Source organism: Levilactobacillus lanxiensis, from assembly GCF_016861655.1.
Lineage (GTDB): Bacteria > Bacillota > Bacilli > Lactobacillales > Lactobacillaceae > Levilactobacillus > Levilactobacillus lanxiensis.
In genome coordinates this window covers 17,337-33,536 of the sequence record NZ_BOLN01000012.1, presented here as the reverse complement: position 1 = coordinate 33,536, position 16,200 = coordinate 17,337, and the positions used below count along the sequence as shown (strand labels likewise).

Genomic DNA, 16,200 nt, shown 5'->3' with positions numbered 1-16,200 from the left:
AAACTGGAATCCTCGTTCTAGCATTGAATATCCTCAAGTTAGTCTCCACCAGGAGAAGACGGCTTGAGAATCAAGAGTATGGAAATAAGGCACGAAACCAAAGTTCGGTTTCGTGCCTCATTTTTGTTCTACAGAGGCTAGTTATGTCACAGCCTCTTACAGCCAGTCGTTTTCACGAGAAGCAAATGGGAGCCACACCTAGGCTATTGAAACACTCTGGATAAGATGTGTAGAGACAGATTGTTAAAACAATCACAATATAATGGAAGAAACACGTTTGTTTTGGCTAGAAATCGTCATGCCATTGCTGTCGGTTAGGGAGGTATCCCGTGTTTGGCTGGGAGAAGGTTCCCCAAGAAATTTGCGATTTCTACTATAGAGTGAGTTAATCGAAAAGGATTCAAGCCTGGGTGCCTGGTTGGCATCGAAGAGCTTGAATCCTTTTCGATTGGTGTTGGCCGATTCTTATCCTGAAAGCTGAAACCCACGCTAGATTAGTTTAGCAAACTAAAAAACGCCGCCACCCAATTTTCAGGGTGGCGACGTCATTCTAGTTAATTACTCAATCATGATCATGTCATCATTACGGGCGAAAGGCTCGTCCTTGTTGATGTGATCGTAGAAGAGGGTGCCATGTAAGTGGTCGATTTCGTGTTGGCAAACGATTGCCGGGTAGTTCTTCAGGCGAATCTGGTGCTTCTCACCGGTCACGTCGTAGTAACGTAAGGTGATGCGGTCGTGACGGGGTACGAAGCCGGGCACGTCTTTATCAACGGAGAGGCAACCCTCACCCTCGGTCAGGGCACCGGGTTGAACGGATTCGGATACGATGACGGGATTGATGATGACATCGGTGAACGGTGACTTGCCACCTTCTTCTGGTGCGGGCACCAGCACGGAAGCCATCTTCTTGGAAACACCCACTTGGGGAGCGGCCAAGCCAACGCCAGCGCGCAAACCGTATTTCTTACATTGTTCTGGGTCTTGGGAAACAACTAAGTATTCCATTAAGTCCTTAGCGAGTTGTTGGTCTTCCGCTGAGAGGGGGAACTTCACGTCCGCAGCCTCTTGACGTAGGACGGGATCGCCGTCGCGGACAATATCTTTCATGAGAAACAAGAGCAATTACCTCCGCAAAAATTAAATATAGTTACGTACTATTGTAACATACCGGTTAAAGGAAATGAAATGAAAAGAAAACGGTTTCTATTTTCAAAAAAAGTGAAAAATGTAAAACCGCAACTCGCAGTAGGAGTTTGGCCGAATCCCTTTATTTGTCACAATGAAAGGGCTTGCAAGAGCTGTGAAAAAATGGTACATTTTAAACGTAGTCAGGAAACGCAACGTTAACTCACTTTTAGTTAACAATTTCATATCAAGTGAAAGGAAAGTGTTACTTATGGCTAATGGAAGCAAACAGATTGTAGACTTTGCCAAAATCAAAGCTACGATGGCCGATCCGTACAAGCACCCGGTTCAAGTCATCAATGGAGATGGCAAGGTTGTTGATCCAGACACGTTGGCAAAATATTCAGATGACCAACTTGTTGACTTCATGAAGAAAATGGTTTGGGAGCGTACGTTACACGAACAAACAATGAACTTCTCCCGTCAGGGTCGTCTCGGTTTCTATGCTCCAACTGCCGGTGAGGAAGCCAGTGAAATGGGAAGTGTTACCGCATTTAAGGAACAAGACTTCCTGTTACCTGCATACCGTGATTTACCACAAATGATTCAACACGGTACTACCGTTGCAAAAGGTTTCTTATGGTCAAAGGGTCATGTTGAAGGTAATCAACACGAAAATCCTAACATGATGTTCCCACAAATTATCATTGGTGCCCAATACGTTGAAACTGCCGGCGTTGCTCTGGGTATCCAAAAGAACAAAGACGAAGACCGTGTAGCGTTTGTCTACACCGGTGATGGTGGTACTTCACAAGGGGACTGGTACGAAGGAGTTAACTTCACCAGTGCTTACCAAGCACCTGCCGTATTCTTCGTTCAAAACAACGGTTGGGCTATTTCCGTTCCACGGAAGAAGCAAACTGCTGCTGAAACCTTAGCACAAAAGGCCGTTGCCATGGGTGTTCCTTCCGTCCAAGTTGATGGGATGGATATCGTGGCCGTCCACGAAGTTTCAAAGGCTGCTCGTGAGTATGCCGCAGCTGGTAATGGTCCAGTTGTTATTGAAACTTTAACTTACCGTTATGGTGCTCACTCCTCTGCTGGTGATGATCCTTCTCGTTACCGGACCGATGAAGAAACTAAGCCTTGGTTCGATGCCGATCCATTAATTCGTATGCGGAAGGTCTTAACTGACAAGGGCGTTTGGTCACAAGATCAAGAAGACAAGTTAGTTGAACAATACAAAGACGAATTTAAAGACGCAATGAAGGAAGCTGAAGCAGCACCTGCACAAAAGGTTTCTGACTTCTTGAAGTGGACTTACAATGTTCCTACTCCAGCTGTTAAGAAGCAAATTGCAGAATTCGAAGCAAAGGAGTCGAAGTAATCATGGCTAAAATGACGTATATCAAAGCGATCACTTCTGGTCTGGACCAAGTTTTAAGCGATGACCCTAAGACGTTGATCTTCGGTGAAGATGTTGGTAAAAACGGTGGTGTGTTCCGTACGACCGTTGACTTACAAGACAAGTATGGCGAAGACCGTGTCTTCGATACCCCACTTGCTGAATCCGGTATTCTTGGATTAGCTATTGGTTTATCATTGACTGGCTGGCGTCCAATTCCTGAAATCCAATTCATGGGCTTCACGTTCGAAGCAATGGATGGGATTGTTGGACAATTAGCTCGTGACCACTACCGTTTCGGTGGCCAAAAGAACTTCCCTGTTACCATCCGTACGCCATTTGGTGGTGGGACTCATACCGCCGAAATGCATGCTGATAACTTGGAAAACTACTTCGTAAGTACCCCAGGTCTGCGGGTAGTTACCCCTTCAAATCCATACGATGCAAAGGGCTTGGTTATTTCCGCTATCGAAAGCGACGATCCAGTTCTGTTCATGGAAAACTTGAAACTTTACCGTTCAATGAAGGATGAAGTTCCAGATGACAAGTACACTGTTCCGTTGGACTCCGCTAAGGTTGTTCGCGAAGGTACTGATATTACCCTCGTTGCCTACAGTGCTGAAGTCAACGAAGCTTTGACCGCTGCTGATGCTTTAGCTAAGGACAACATCTCTGCTGAAGTTATTGACCTGCGTTCCTTGTCACCAATTGACACTGATACGATCTATGCTTCTATTGACAAGACCCACAAGGTTGTTGTCATTCAAGAAGCACAACGGATGGCCGGTGTCGGCGCCGTTGTCGCATCAGACATTGCTGAAGACAAGATTATGTCATTGGATGCTCCAATTGGCCGGGTAGCTGCGCCAGATAGCGTTTACCCATTTGCCCAAGCTGAAAATGACTGGATCCCTAACTCCGATGATATCGAAGCTAAGGCTCGCGAAATCTTCAACTACTAAAAATAACATCTAAACATTAAACGATAAAATTAACGATGTGGGAGACATCCTGCATTAGATGAAAGAAAGGAAGTTTTCCCATGGCTTATACGTTCAAACTCCCAGAGCTTGGTGAAGGAATGGCCGAAGGCGAAATTTCTTCATGGCTTGTTAAAGAAGGAGACGCAGTTAAGGAAGACGACACATTAGTCGAAATCCAAAACGATAAGTCTGTTTCGGAATTACCATCACCCGTTGCTGGTACTATTTCACAAATTGTTGCACAAGAAGGGGACACTGTTGAAATTGGCGATCCACTGATCGTCATTGACGATGGTTCAGATACCCCTGCTGACTTGACGAAAGCTAGCGACTCTGCAGACGACGCTCCAGCTGAAGAAGCTGCTCCAGCACCTGCCCCAGAACCAGCCGCCGCTCCAGCAGCACCTGCTGCTCCAGCCGCTGCACCTACTGGTGTTCCAGCCGCTTCAGACCCTAACAAGTTAGTTATGGCAATGCCATCTGTCCGTCAATACGCACGTGACAAGGGTGTTGACATTACCCTGGTTGCCCCAACTGGTAATCATGGTCAAGTTCTTAAGGCCGACATCGACAACTTCAATGGCGCCGCTGCACCTGCAGCCGCTGCTGCTCCAGCTGCCGAAGCTGGTGGCAAGGCCGTTGCTGGTCAAGCTATCAAGCCTTGGAACGCTGACAACCCAGATCTGGAAACTCGTGAACCAATGTCACCAATGCGGAAGATCATTGCTAAGAGCATGCGTACTTCCAAGGACATTGCGCCACACGTTACTTCATTTGATGAAGTTGAAGTTTCTGACTTAATGGCTAACCGTAAGAAGTACAAGCAAGCTGCTGCCGACAAGGACATCCACTTGACCTTCTTACCTTACATTGTTAAGGCTTTGGTTGCCGTTATGAAGAAGTACCCTGAATTGAACGCATCTATTGATGACACGACTCAGGAAATTGTTTACAAGCACTACTACAACATTGGTATCGCTACCAACACTGATGATGGTCTTTACGTACCAAACATCAAGGCTGCTGATTCCAAGGGTATGTTTGAAATTGCTAAGGAAATCTCCGAAAACACCCAAGCTGCTTACGATAACAAGTTAAGCCCAGCTTCTATGGCCGGTGGTTCCATCACGATTTCTAACGTCGGCTCAATCGGTGGTGGCTGGTTTACCCCAGTTATCAACCAACCTGAAGTTGCTATTTTAGGTGTTGGCCGGATTGAAAAGGCTCCTATCGTCAACGAAGATGGCGACATCGTTGTTGGTCGTATGTTGAAGCTTTCTCTGAGTTACGATCACCGTCTGATTGATGGTGCCTTAGCTCAAAATATTTTGAACGACATGAAGGCATTGTTACACGATCCTGCAATGTTGTTAATGGAAGGGTAGGAATAATATGGCAGATGTTGAAAAAAAGGACACCGTCATCATTGGTGCCGGACCCGGCGGTTACGTTGCCGCCATTCGGGCTTCTGAATTAGGCCAAAAGGTCACTTTAGTTGAAAAGTCCGATACCCTTGGTGGTGTCTGCTTAAACGTTGGTTGTGTACCTTCTAAGGCCTTGATTCAAGCGGGTCACCGTTTGGAACAAGCTAAAGACGGTTCCACCTACGGGATTTCAACGAAGTCAGCTGAAATCGACTTCGCCAAGACTCAGGAATGGAAGCAAAAGAAGGTCGTTGATCGGATGACCAGCGGCGTTAAGATGCTGATGAAGAAGCACCACGTTGACGTTGTTAACGGGGAAGCTGTCTTCCTGAGTGACACCCAACTACGGGTTATGCCTACGGGTGAAAAGCAGTTCATGTCCACCGATACGGGCCAGACTTTCGAATTCAATAACATTATTATTGCATCCGGGTCTCACCCAATCGAAATCCCTGGCTTCAAGTTTGAAGGTCGGGTTGTCGATTCTACCGGTGGTCTGGGCTTGCCAGAAATCCCTAAGGAATTCGTTGTTATCGGTGGTGGTTACGTTGGGACTGAATTAGCTGGTGCATACGCTAGCTTAGGCGCTCACGTAACGATCCTCGAAGGCACGAAGTCAATTCTGCCTAACTTTACTAAGGACATGGTTTCCGTTGTCCTTAAGAAGTTGAAGAAGAAGGGCGTTGATGTCATCACCAACGCTATGGCTAAGAGTTCCAAGCAAGACGACAACAGTGTCAGTGTGACCTACGCTGTCGACGGCAAGGAATCTACGATTAAGGCTGACTACTGCATGGTCACCGTTGGTCGTAAGCCAAACACTGACGACTTAGGCTTGGAATACACCAAGGTTAAGTTGAACGACCATGGTCAAATCGAAGTCGATAACCAAGGCCGGACTGCTTCAGAACACATCTGGGCTGTCGGTGACGCTGTTCCTGGTGCTGCATTGGCTCACAAGGCCTTTGCTGAAGCCAAGACTGCGGCTGGTGCCATCTCCGGTAAGAAGACGGCTAACGACTGGCTGAGTGTTCCAGCTGTCTGCTTCTCTGATCCTGAAATTGCGACCGTTGGTTACAGCGCCGACGCAGCTAAGGACAAGGGAATCAAGGTCAAGACTGCGCAATTCCCATTCGCTGGGAACGCACGTGCCGTTTCATTGGACGCCGCTGATGGGTTTGTTCGGTTCATCTACACGGATGACGACAACAAGAACATCGTGGGTGCCGAAGCGGTTGGCCCTGAAGCCAGCACCATGGCTGGTGAATTATCAATCATCGTTAACGACGGCTTGAACGTTGAAGACGTTGCCTTGACCATTCACCCACACCCAACGTTAAACGAACCAATCCAAGAAACTGCCGATATCGCTTTGGGCTTCCCAACCCATATCTAAAGTCTCTCGTGATTGTAAAAAGCGTTACAGAAAAGGTTGCCAGCAATGGCGGCCTTTTTTGCTGTCCTTGGGTTTTGGTTTGGGACTTTAGGGTCAGGGGCTTAGGGTCCTTAAGGTCAAAACCAGGTTCAAGGGCACGCGGCATGGCCACCTGCGGCTTCCAGGTGTTCCGCCTGCTGTGGGGAACGGTGCCGGCCTGAGAAGTGGTCCGGCACCTCGCTTTGAAACCTCGCTGGGGTGCGCGAGTTTCCAAAGTCGTCTCGTGATGTAAGACCGGGCAGGGCACCCGGTCAACATCACCGACACAGCTGTCTCCACACCTGGCTTCCTCCGGCTCTTGATGGCGGGTGGTCTGTGAAACGGGTTTAGCCAAACCCAAACCCAAACCCAAACCCAAACCCAAACCCAAACCCAGTACAACGGGTGTGACTGGTGATAACAAGGTGGCAACTTTCATCGTTCGTATCGGTCAAGGCATTGAGTCATGACGCTCACAGTAGAGGTAAAAGGCGCGGAAATGTTTTACTGGATTATGATTGGGAGGACAGCACAATATTGATAGGCACGATAGCAGGCAGTGACAGTCAACCTTTTTCTGGGTTTCAACAAGTAACTTGTTGGGGAACATATGTCAGCCGGGAGGGTGGTAAAAATGGGCTCAGCCGGGGGATTTTCTGGCTGGCCTTTGGCTAGAAAATGGCGACTTTGAAACGTGGTCTTCGGTTCAAAGCGAGGTTGAAGACCGCACTTTGGCTTCAACCGTCCTGCCCCCAGCGTTCCGGCCCATTTTTACCGCCCGGTAGGCGCTGGCAAGAGGCGTGTGAAATGGGTGCTCATTCTTAAAATTTTAGAACATAAAAAGTTGATTGTTACAGCTTGCTATCCCCGGGCGTTCACTTATAATGGAGCTATGACTTGCGTTTTACCCGGACCACACCGTGTGCGTCTGGGTGAGAGAGAACGTGAATTGGGCAAAAGGAGGGTCACTATGAAGCCAACGTTGATTATTCAAGGAAACTTTGATCAGGCAAGTCGGTTTATCCGGCAATTACTGGTGGCAGATTTGCCATTGGAATGTGTTGTGATCCCGAATGTAACTGACGACGCCCCGCGGTATCAAGCGTTGGTGGTGGCCAGTGCCCTGTGTCCTCGGATGACGCTACGGGTGGGGACGGCCGTGGACTATGGTAAGGCCACTTGGTTGGTTTTACTTGATCGGGCAGATGCTGAAACCGTTCCGGCGGCTGAAGTCGCTGAATTACGAGTGTTCATGAACCGAATCGTAGAAAATGGGTTTAAGGGGCAATTAGTTTTCTGTGGTGAGCATGATGAATTGTTGACCTACTTTGCCTGGAAATTCTCTGGATTAAACCAGAGCCAAATTTGGGGCCTGGGAACCTTCCCATTGGCGCGGCTATTAACGTACCGCTTGGCTGAACGACTCGGGGTCGGCGTGGCGGCGATTCAGGCGGCTGTTGTTGGGACGGCAGATAAGCCCATTGTGGCGTGGAGCCGGACTTACGTGGGGCCTGCCCCTATTTTGATGTATCTGGCTAACGAAGACGCCAAGTTTAACGCGGATGACTTAGGTAAAATGAGTCATTGGCTTCAACGTGAGGCTGGGACGGACCAACGACTGTTGCGTTCTATGGCACTTATTCGCCTGCTAGAGGCCGATTTGACGAATCAACCCCTAATTGCCTCGGTCACGAATATTCACGATGAGGCGCCAGTTTACGCCGCAGCGACCCCTGTGTTGGTGAATGGTAGTGGGGTCAAGCATCTGACTAATTTAGTCTTATCTGAAGATGAACAACAAGAATTTACCGAGCAGATTACGACGCTACGGGAAAACATTGCGACCATTGCCGGTCAGCAAACGGAAGGACGAGCTTAAATGGAACCGAATAACTATGCTTACCCCTTAGAACCAGATTGGTCGACTGAAGATATCGTTGCAGTGACCGCGCTCTATCAACGGGTAGAAGACGCGTATGAGTTGCCCCGCGGCGTGGCTAGCAGCGAGCTGTTGGACGCCTACCGGGCATTTCAGACGGTCGTTCCGCAAAAATTCATGGAAAAACAACTCGACAAGTCTTTTGAAGAGGCAGCCGGGTATAGCATTTACCGGACAATGAAACGGGCCCGGCAGGAAGATGGTCAGATTAAGATGAAAGGACAGGCGTAGCATGAGCCAAGATTGGCAGCAACTCAACACCGCAATTATTAAGTTATTAAAAGAGGCTCGGCAACGGGTTTTAACGAAAATGCAAGATCCTTTGACGGTCGCTGAAAAAAGTAATCGCAAAGATTTGGTCACTAATGTGGACCGTGCCAATGAAAAATTTTTGATCGCCGGTATCCGCGAAATTGATCCCACCGCTCAGGTTTTAGGCGAAGAGGGCTTTGGGGATGAACTCACCAGTCTCGACGGTCGGGTCTGGATCGTTGACCCCATTGATGGCACAATGAACTTTGTGAAACAGCAAGATAACTTTGCCATCATGATTGGCATCTACCAGGACGGCGTTGGTCAGTTAGGGTACATCTATGATGTCATGAATGACGTGCTGTACCACGGTGGACCGCAACTGGGCGGCGTTTGGGCCGATGATCGGCAACTCGCAGCGCCGGCCGATATTGCGTTGGCCGATGGCTTGATTGGTGCCAGTGGTCCCTTAGTGATTCATGATGTGGCGCACATGCAAGAAATTATTCACGTCAGTTCGGGGATGCGCGTCCTAGGAAGTGCCGGAATCGAAATGATTAATATCATGAATGGCAAGACGTTGGGGTACATTTCGCATCTGAAACCTTGGGACATCGCGGCAGGTCAAGTCCTGCTAAATGAGTTGGGGGTTCAAGTGTCGACTATTGACGGAAAACCACTCGATATGTTATCATCTAATCTTGTACTAGTAGCGACGAAAAAAGCGCAACGTGATATTCTCCGAATCGAAGAAGATGACGTCTCACTGTGACCCTGTCACAGTTTTTTTATGCGGCTGGCCGATACGGATGGACTTTACCAGCTATTGACGCTACAATAAGCGTACTTACAGACGTAAGCATGCCGTGATCCATCTAATTCACCAAGCACGAAAGGAAGAAATACACTTGAAAATCAGAGATGATATCCGTAACATTGCCATCATTGCCCACGTTGACCACGGGAAGACGACCCTGGTTAACGAAATGCTGAAACAATCCGATACGTTAGACGAACACACGGCCATTGACGACCGTGCCATGGATACTAACGCAATCGAAAAGGAACGGGGCATTACGATCCTGTCCAAGAACACCGCTGTTCGTTACGGCGACAAGCAAATCAACATCTTGGATACCCCAGGACACGCCGACTTTGGTGGTGAAGTGGAACGGATCATGCGCATGGTTGACGGCGTTCTGTTGGTTGTCGATGCCTACGAAGGTACGATGCCACAAACCCGTTTCGTTTTGAAGAAGGCCCTCGATCAACACTTAACCCCAATCGTGGTTATCAACAAGGTTGACCGTGAAGGCGCCCGTCCTTCCGAAGTCGTTGACGAAGTCTTAGACCTCTTCATCGAATTAGGTGCGGACGAAGACCAATTGGACTTCCCAGTGGTTTACGCCTCAGCTATGAACGGGACTTCTAGCTACGAGCCAGAAATCTCCTCACAAGAACACACGATGAAGCCTGTCTTTGACACTATCATCAAGCACATTCCAGCCCCAATTGACAACACTGACGAACCTTTACAGTTCCAAGTTGCCATGCTCGATTACAACGATTTCGTTGGTCGGATTGGGATTGGCCGGATCTTCCGCGGGAAGGTTAAGGTTGGTGACAACGTTACTGTTATGAAGCTTGACGGTTCTAAGCAAAACTTCCGGGTTACCAAGTTATTTGGTTTCTTCGGTTTGAAGCGTTTGGAAATCAACGAAGCCCAAGCCGGTGACTTGATCGCCGTATCTGGGATGGATGAAATCAACGTTGGGGAAACTGTTGTGGCTCCTGACACGTTGGAACCACTTCCAGTCTTGCGGATTGACGAACCAACGCTGCAAATGACTTTCCGGACCAACGACTCACCATTTGCTGGTCGCGAAGGTAAGTTCGTGACGTCTCGTCAAATCGAAGAACGTTTGAAGCGTGAATTGCATACCGATGTTTCCTTACGTGTCGATGACACCGACAATCCTGGTGCCTGGGTCGTTTCTGGTCGTGGTGAACTTCACTTGTCCATCCTGATTGAAACGATGCGTCGCGAAGGTTACGAATTGCAAGCTTCTCGTCCAGAAGTTATCTACAGAACAATCGATAACGTTCGTTGCGAACCATTCGAATCAGTTCAAATCGATACCCCTGACGAATACACTGGTTCAATCATCGATACCTTATCTAAGCGTAAGGGTGAAATGAAGAACATGGAAGCCGTTGGGAATGGTCAAACGCGTTTGACCTTCATTGCCCCATCACGTGGGTTAATCGGTTACTCAACTGAATTCCTGTCCTTAACTCGTGGATACGGGATCATGAACCACACGTTCTCTAAGTACATGCCAGTTATCAAGAACTGGAACCCTGGTCGTCATAACGGGACTTTGGTTTCCATCAACTCTGGTAAGGTAACGACTTACGCTATCATGGCTGTGCAAGACCGTGGGATCATCTTTACTGACGCCGGGACTGAAGTTTACGAAGGGATGATTATCGGCCAAAACAGCCGTGACAACGACATTTCTGTCAACATCACGCGTGGTCGTAACCAAACCAACGTCCGGGCCGCTGGTTCTGAAGATATCGCCAAGGTTAAATCACCTTTGAAGATGTCCTTGGAAGAATCACTGGAATTCATCAACGAAGATGAATACTGTGAAATCACCCCAGAACACGTTCGTCTTCGGAAGCAAATTCTGAACACCGGTGAACGTGAAAAGGCTGCCAAGAAGCGGAAGACTGCTTCACGGAAGTAATTTAAACCTTAAATAAATTTTAACGGTAAGACCTAGTGAGGGAACTCACGGGCCTTACCGTTTTTTTTTTGTGCCAAAATCGTGAGCGAGCTATGCTATAATAAGAGCATTCGATTACCGCTAGACGGCGGTAGACTTGGAGCGAATCAATCGTATGCGAAAGTTAAAATATTTGGATTATTGGTTACTGGTGCCTTATTTGATTTTGAGTGTCTTCGGGATTGTGATGGTGTATTCCGCCAGTGCCGACATCGGCACGCAAAATGGGGGGAGCCCTGGTAGTTATTTAATTAAACAGGCGCTGTATGTCTTCCTGGGATTAGCCATCCTGGGGTTTATGATTATGATGAACATTAATAAGTTGCGGAATAAACGACTGTTGAAGATCGCCGGGTACTTTGCCTATGGGGCGCTGTTCTTCCTGCTGATTAGGGGTGAAACCGTCAATGGGGCCGCTGGCTGGATCAGCCTAGGACCCATTAACATTCAACCAGCTGAATTCATTAAGTTCTATATCATTATTTGGTTATCAAACGTGATTACGAATCGCCAGGATGATTTAGAGGAATACAGTTGGTGGTCGACGATGCAAAAGCCACTATTAGTTTGCGCGATTATTTTGGCCTTGATTATGAAGCAACCCGACTTAGGGGGGGCAGCCATCAACGGGGCTATCATGTTTGTCCTGTTCTTAAGTAGCGGTTTTGCCTCACGTTTGGCTAAGGTTATTTTTACCGGGATCATCGCTTTAGGTATTTTCGTGCTCATGCCGGCGCTTTCCTGGTTAGCAACGTCGTCCGCAGGAAAAGGGTCCTATCAGTTACAACGAATCGTAGCCTTCATGAATCCCTTTGAACATGCTCAAGGTGTGGGGCAACAGTTGGTTAATTCCTATTATGCGATTAGTAATGGGGGGATTTTTGGTGTCGGTTGGGGGAATAGTATCCAAAAGACGGGGTACTTGCCCGAACCCAACACCGACTTTATCATGGCTATTTTGACTGAAGAGTTAGGCTTGATTACGGCGCTGGCCGTCGTCACATTACTCTTTGTGATTATCTTACGGACCGTGCTAATCGGTGTTCGAAGCAATTCGACTTATCAGTCCCTAGTGTGTTACGGGGCGGCCACCTATTTGGCTGTGCAGACGTCGTTTAACCTGGGCGGGGTCTTAGGTTTCCTCCCAATCACCGGGGTTACGTTCCCATTCATCAGTTACGGGGGTTCCAGTACGTGGACCCTGGCACTGGTAATGGGGGTCGTCATGAACATTAGTGCCCGGCAAAAGCGTTACCGGATGACGAACTAATTTGTGAGGTATAAGTATTGAGCCACTAATCTATTCCTGATGCAATTAGAGATAATGCAAATTGTTTCTGAGTAATAAATGATAACTTATGATAGCAAAGTTCTATATGAGATGAACTAGTGTTAGCCGCAGGGCTGGTGAAAATGGGCTTAGCCGTGGGAATTCCCTTAACGGTGAATTTTGCCGTTTAGGGAATTGGTATCTTTGAAACGCGTTTTTCAGCGGTTCAAAGTAAGTCTGGAGACCGTTCTTTGGCTCCGGACGGCCGCCCACCGCGTCCCGGCCCATTTTCACCAGCCCGGAGGCGGACTGGTTTAGCCCGTAAAAGAAGGAGGACGAACGAATGGCATTTGAAATGCAAGCGCGGCAGAGTCTGATTGTCTATACCTATAGCTTAAAGCAGACGCGCCAACTAAAGCGCTACGGGACCGTGATGTACGTGTCAAAGAAGATGCGTTACGTGGTCCTCTACGTCAATCAAGAGGACGTCAAGAGTTTAACTGACCAGCTGAGTCAATTGCGTTTTGTGAAGCGCGTAGTGGCTTCAGCACGGCCAGAAATCAGTGAAACGTTTAACGGGGTCGCCGAAGAAATGACGGCCCACCAAGACCCTGAAGCAGAGGATGATGAAGAATGAGAATTGTAGCTGGTGATTTTGGTGGCCGGCGGTTGAAGGCCGTTCCTGGCATGGCCACGCGACCAACCACGGATAAAGTTAAGGAAGCCCTGTTCAACATTATTGGGCCTTACTTTGAGGGTGGCCGGAGTCTGGACCTCTTTGCCGGTTCCGGGGGCCTCAGCATTGAAGCCGTATCCCGGGGAATCGAAAAGGCCGTTTTGATTGACCGTCAGTACGCGGCGATTCAAACGATCAAGGACAACGTAGCGGTTACCAAGGACGTGGAACGTTTTGAAATTTTAAAACGGGACGCGAACCGGGCGCTGCAAGAGTTGTCTGATCGTGGCGACCAGTTTGACCTGGTCTTCTTTGATCCGCCATACGCCCAACAAAAAATTGTGGCGCAGATGGCACGGCTACGGGAATTAAATCTGTTAACACCAACGGCACGTATCGTGTGCGAAACGGACCAGCAGGCAAAATTACCGGATGACGTTGACGGCTTTCACTTCATCGAACGCCGGGACTACGGGATTACTGAGCTGACCATTTATGGAATGGGGAGTGATGCTGAATGACGATTGCGGTCTTTCCAGGCAGCTTTGATCCGTTGACCAATGGCCATCTGGATTTGATTACTCGCGCCAGTAAGATTTTTGATCAGCTGGTTGTCGCTGTGGGGCAGAATACTTCTAAGCGCGGCCTGTTCACAACGGCGGAACGGGTGGCCTTTATTGAAGAGACCACGAAAGACTTGCCTAACGTGAGCGTACGGGTCGAAAGTGGTCTGACGGTGAGCTTCATGCAGTCGATTCAGGCGACCGTGCTGGTCCGGGGCATTCGCAACAGCGTGGACTTTGAGTATGAACAGGGCATCGCGGGGATGAACCGGACGCTGGACCACAATGTTGATACGGTTTGCTTGATGGCGGACCCCCAGTATCAGTTCGTTTCCTCGAGTCTGTTAAAGGAGGTCGCGCGTTTTGGCGGGGACCTCACCAATTTGGTACCGCCCGTGGTGGCCCATGCCATGGTTGCGCGCTTAGAAGGTGAACAGTAAATGTGGAAATTGACCCGCCGTGAGTGGCGGCAAATTATCGTAACGATTGGCCTTTCGGTGCTGGTTTTGGCATTTTTCTTCCTGCCACTCCCCAAATACATTGAGGGACCAGGCGAGGCGGATAATTTAAAATCATTTGTGAGCATGCCGGGGCATCCCGATAAGTATGGGGGCAAGTACATGATTACGTCCGTGGCCCTGTCACAGGCGCGTCCTGCCACGTATTTATACGCGAAGTTAAATTCTTACTACAGTATTGAAAGTGTGGATGATGTTACTGGGGGCGAAAGTAATGCCACCTATGACAAGGTTCAGGACTTTTATATGCAGAGTGCGATCAATGAATCCATTTACACGGCCTATCAGGCGGCCCACAAGCCGGTGACACGGCGTTATTTGGGTATCTACGTGCTGAGCGTGGATGCGAAGTCACCGTTTGCTGGCAAGCTTAAGGTGGGTGACACCGTGACCAAGGTCAACGGTCGCCATTTTAATTCGATGGTCGGGTACCAACGTTACATCCAGAAGCAAACTGTTGGGAAACCGGCAACCATTACGTATAAGCACAATGGTCAAACAAAACGGGTGACCAAGAAGCTGATGCGCCTGCCAACCAAAAAGGCGGGAATCGGCATCACGCTGACGGACAATGTGAAGGTCACTGCGAAGCCCAAGGTCTCCATCGACGCGGGTCAAATCGGTGGGCCTTCTGGTGGGCTGATGTTTAGTCTGCAGGTCTACTCGCAGGTCACCGGAAAAAATTTGCGCCACGGCCGGAAGATTGCGGGAACCGGGACCGTTGATGGTGACGGTAACGTCGGCGAAATTGGTGGCATCGATAAGAAAATTATCGCGGCCAAGCGCGCCGGGGCGACGGTCTTCTTTGCACCGTACGTGAAACCGTCTAAGCTCCTGCTGAAGTATGAGGAGCAGCATCAGACCAATTATCAATTGGCCAAAGCAACGGCGAAGAAGTACGCGCCAAACATGAAGGTTGTGCCGGTCAAGACGTTTAATGACGCCGTGCACTACCTGGAGACACATAAATAGGATTTGTGATGAGGTTGGAGAATTTTTCCAGCCTTTTATTTTTGAAAATTTTTTGGCGAAATAAAAAATATTTGCGTCCCGTTTACGCAGTTAATCTGTAAAGGGGGCGCAAAATGAGTCGCATACAAGAATGGTGGTTGACGTTGAGTCGGCAGCAACGGTGGTTAGGATTAACAATTGGTATTAGCGTCGTGGTACTGGGGGGCTGGTTAGCGCTGCGGCAACCCGCACAGGCGGCCGAATCGACCATGATTCCGTCCGCAACCGGAAGTGGGCAAATGCAACAGTCGTCGGCTATTAGCAGTGGCCACCGACCGGCTACTCAGTCGATGGCAGGACAGTCCAGTCAGGCGAGTAGCCACGATACCCGGGTCTTTGTAGATGTTCAGGGGGCGGTCGCCCATCCGGGCCTCTATCAGTTTGGCGCCGACATGCGGGTAGCCGATGCGTTGAAGGCCGCCGGTGGCCTGACGAACCGGGCGGACCGGCAACAGATCAATCTCGCCACGCGGTTGACCGATCAGCAACAGCTGTACGTGCCCATTAAGGGAGAAAAGCCACCGGCTAGCAGCACGGCGACAACAACGTCTGGTAGTGGCAGTCAGAAGCCGGGGAGTCAAGCGTCGGCTGCCAGTGGTGGAAACGACAAACCTACGGCCGTGGTGAATTTGAACACGGCTACGGTGGCGGACCTGCAGCAGTTAACCGGTATCGGGGAGAAGAAGGCCCAAAAGATTATTGATTACCGCGAGGCCCACGGGAGCTTTCAGACGGTGGCCGATTTGGCCCAGGTTCCAGGATTTGGAGCGAAGACCGTGGCGAATTTACAAGATCAACTCACGACGTCTTAACTGGTGGTATACT

The 16,200-nt window shown here is 49.1% G+C and carries 15 protein-coding genes; 14 read left to right on the top strand and 1 reads right to left on the bottom strand.

The features are described from left to right. Positions 1-558: 558 nt before the first annotated feature. On the bottom strand, positions 559-1,119 hold the full coding sequence (gene def / locus JUF22_RS12910; RefSeq protein WP_203646939.1) for a peptide deformylase: 561 nt from the start codon (positions 1,117-1,119) through the stop codon (positions 559-561). Between the two features lie 280 nt (positions 1,120-1,399). On the opposite strand from def, the gene pdhA reads away from it, so the two are divergent. The 14 genes from pdhA to JUF22_RS12840 all read left to right on the top strand — a co-directional run bounded on the left by pdhA (position 1,400) and on the right by JUF22_RS12840 (position 16,187). After that, positions 1,400-2,515, top strand: a complete 1,116-nt coding sequence (gene pdhA / locus JUF22_RS12905) for a pyruvate dehydrogenase (acetyl-transferring) E1 component subunit alpha (protein WP_203646937.1) — start codon at positions 1,400-1,402, stop codon at positions 2,513-2,515. A 2-nt stretch (positions 2,516-2,517) separates the two neighbouring features. Further along, positions 2,518-3,495 carry an alpha-ketoacid dehydrogenase subunit beta gene (locus tag JUF22_RS12900; RefSeq protein WP_125762994.1) on the top strand — a complete coding sequence of 326 codons (978 nt, stop codon included), beginning with the start codon at positions 2,518-2,520 and terminating at the stop codon, positions 3,493-3,495. Positions 3,496-3,575: 80 nt separating this feature from the next. After that, positions 3,576-4,901 (top strand): 2-oxo acid dehydrogenase subunit E2, encoded by a 1,326-nt coding sequence (locus JUF22_RS12895; protein WP_203646936.1) that lies wholly within the window; start codon positions 3,576-3,578, stop codon positions 4,899-4,901. 7 nt (positions 4,902-4,908) lie between these two features. Further along, the gene (lpdA, locus tag JUF22_RS12890; RefSeq protein ID WP_203646934.1) at positions 4,909-6,336 is read left to right on the top strand and encodes a dihydrolipoyl dehydrogenase; all 1,428 of its coding nucleotides are present in this window, start codon (positions 4,909-4,911) and stop codon (positions 6,334-6,336) included. Between the two features lie 988 nt (positions 6,337-7,324). Further along, complete coding sequence (locus tag JUF22_RS12885) at positions 7,325-8,233, top strand: lactate dehydrogenase (RefSeq protein WP_203646932.1); 909 nt, start codon at positions 7,325-7,327, stop codon at positions 8,231-8,233. Then, entirely contained in the window at positions 8,234-8,524 is a 291-nt protein-coding gene (locus JUF22_RS12880; protein WP_203646930.1) for a UPF0223 family protein, read from the top strand. A 1-nt stretch (position 8,525) separates the two neighbouring features. Continuing rightward, positions 8,526-9,317 carry an inositol monophosphatase family protein gene (locus tag JUF22_RS12875; RefSeq protein WP_203646929.1) on the top strand — a complete coding sequence of 264 codons (792 nt, stop codon included), beginning with the start codon at positions 8,526-8,528 and terminating at the stop codon, positions 9,315-9,317. 136 nt (positions 9,318-9,453) lie between these two features. Next, a complete protein-coding gene (typA, locus tag JUF22_RS12870) occupies positions 9,454-11,298 on the top strand; it encodes a translational GTPase TypA (protein ID WP_203646927.1) in 1,845 nt (614 codons plus the stop codon). A gap of 154 nt (positions 11,299-11,452) precedes the next feature. Beyond that, positions 11,453-12,607: an FtsW/RodA/SpoVE family cell cycle protein gene (locus JUF22_RS12865; protein ID WP_203646921.1), complete on the top strand. Its 1,155-nt coding sequence runs from the start codon at positions 11,453-11,455 to the stop codon at positions 12,605-12,607. 343 nt (positions 12,608-12,950) lie between these two features. After that, a complete protein-coding gene (locus JUF22_RS12860; protein ID WP_203646919.1) occupies positions 12,951-13,244 on the top strand; it encodes a YlbG family protein in 294 nt (97 codons plus the stop codon). Next, positions 13,241-13,804: a 16S rRNA (guanine(966)-N(2))-methyltransferase RsmD gene (gene rsmD / locus JUF22_RS12855; protein ID WP_203646917.1), complete on the top strand. Its 564-nt coding sequence runs from the start codon at positions 13,241-13,243 to the stop codon at positions 13,802-13,804. Before JUF22_RS12860 ends, rsmD begins: the two co-directional genes overlap by 4 nt. Then, entirely contained in the window at positions 13,801-14,286 is a 486-nt protein-coding gene (gene coaD / locus JUF22_RS12850; protein ID WP_203646911.1) for a pantetheine-phosphate adenylyltransferase, read from the top strand. Before rsmD ends, coaD begins: the two co-directional genes overlap by 4 nt. Continuing rightward, entirely contained in the window at positions 14,287-15,336 is a 1,050-nt protein-coding gene (locus JUF22_RS12845) for a SepM family pheromone-processing serine protease (RefSeq protein ID WP_203646909.1), read from the top strand. A 113-nt stretch (positions 15,337-15,449) separates the two neighbouring features. Further along, on the top strand, positions 15,450-16,187 hold the full coding sequence (locus JUF22_RS12840; protein WP_203646907.1) for a ComEA family DNA-binding protein: 738 nt from the start codon (positions 15,450-15,452) through the stop codon (positions 16,185-16,187). Positions 16,188-16,200: the final 13 nt, after the last annotated feature.

What these genes read in the sequence shown, in the direction of transcription:
- pdhA (WP_203646937.1), top strand. Translation starts at nt 1,400, where the DNA reads ATGGCTAATGGAAGCAAACAGATTGTAGACTTTGCCAAAATCAAAGCT.
- JUF22_RS12900 (WP_125762994.1), top strand. Translation starts at nt 2,518, where the DNA reads ATGGCTAAAATGACGTATATCAAAGCGATCACTTCTGGTCTGGACCAA.
- JUF22_RS12895 (WP_203646936.1), top strand. Translation starts at nt 3,576, where the DNA reads ATGGCTTATACGTTCAAACTCCCAGAGCTTGGTGAAGGAATGGCCGAA.
- lpdA (WP_203646934.1), top strand. Translation starts at nt 4,909, where the DNA reads ATGGCAGATGTTGAAAAAAAGGACACCGTCATCATTGGTGCCGGACCC.
- JUF22_RS12885 (WP_203646932.1), top strand. Translation starts at nt 7,325, where the DNA reads ATGAAGCCAACGTTGATTATTCAAGGAAACTTTGATCAGGCAAGTCGG.
- JUF22_RS12880 (WP_203646930.1), top strand. Translation starts at nt 8,234, where the DNA reads ATGGAACCGAATAACTATGCTTACCCCTTAGAACCAGATTGGTCGACT.
- JUF22_RS12875 (WP_203646929.1), top strand. Translation starts at nt 8,526, where the DNA reads ATGAGCCAAGATTGGCAGCAACTCAACACCGCAATTATTAAGTTATTA.
- JUF22_RS12865 (WP_203646921.1), top strand. Translation starts at nt 11,453, where the DNA reads ATGCGAAAGTTAAAATATTTGGATTATTGGTTACTGGTGCCTTATTTG.
- JUF22_RS12860 (WP_203646919.1), top strand. Translation starts at nt 12,951, where the DNA reads ATGGCATTTGAAATGCAAGCGCGGCAGAGTCTGATTGTCTATACCTAT.
- rsmD (WP_203646917.1), top strand. Translation starts at nt 13,241, where the DNA reads ATGAGAATTGTAGCTGGTGATTTTGGTGGCCGGCGGTTGAAGGCCGTT.
- coaD (WP_203646911.1), top strand. Translation starts at nt 13,801, where the DNA reads ATGACGATTGCGGTCTTTCCAGGCAGCTTTGATCCGTTGACCAATGGC.
- JUF22_RS12845 (WP_203646909.1), top strand. Translation starts at nt 14,287, where the DNA reads ATGTGGAAATTGACCCGCCGTGAGTGGCGGCAAATTATCGTAACGATT.
- JUF22_RS12840 (WP_203646907.1), top strand. Translation starts at nt 15,450, where the DNA reads ATGAGTCGCATACAAGAATGGTGGTTGACGTTGAGTCGGCAGCAACGG.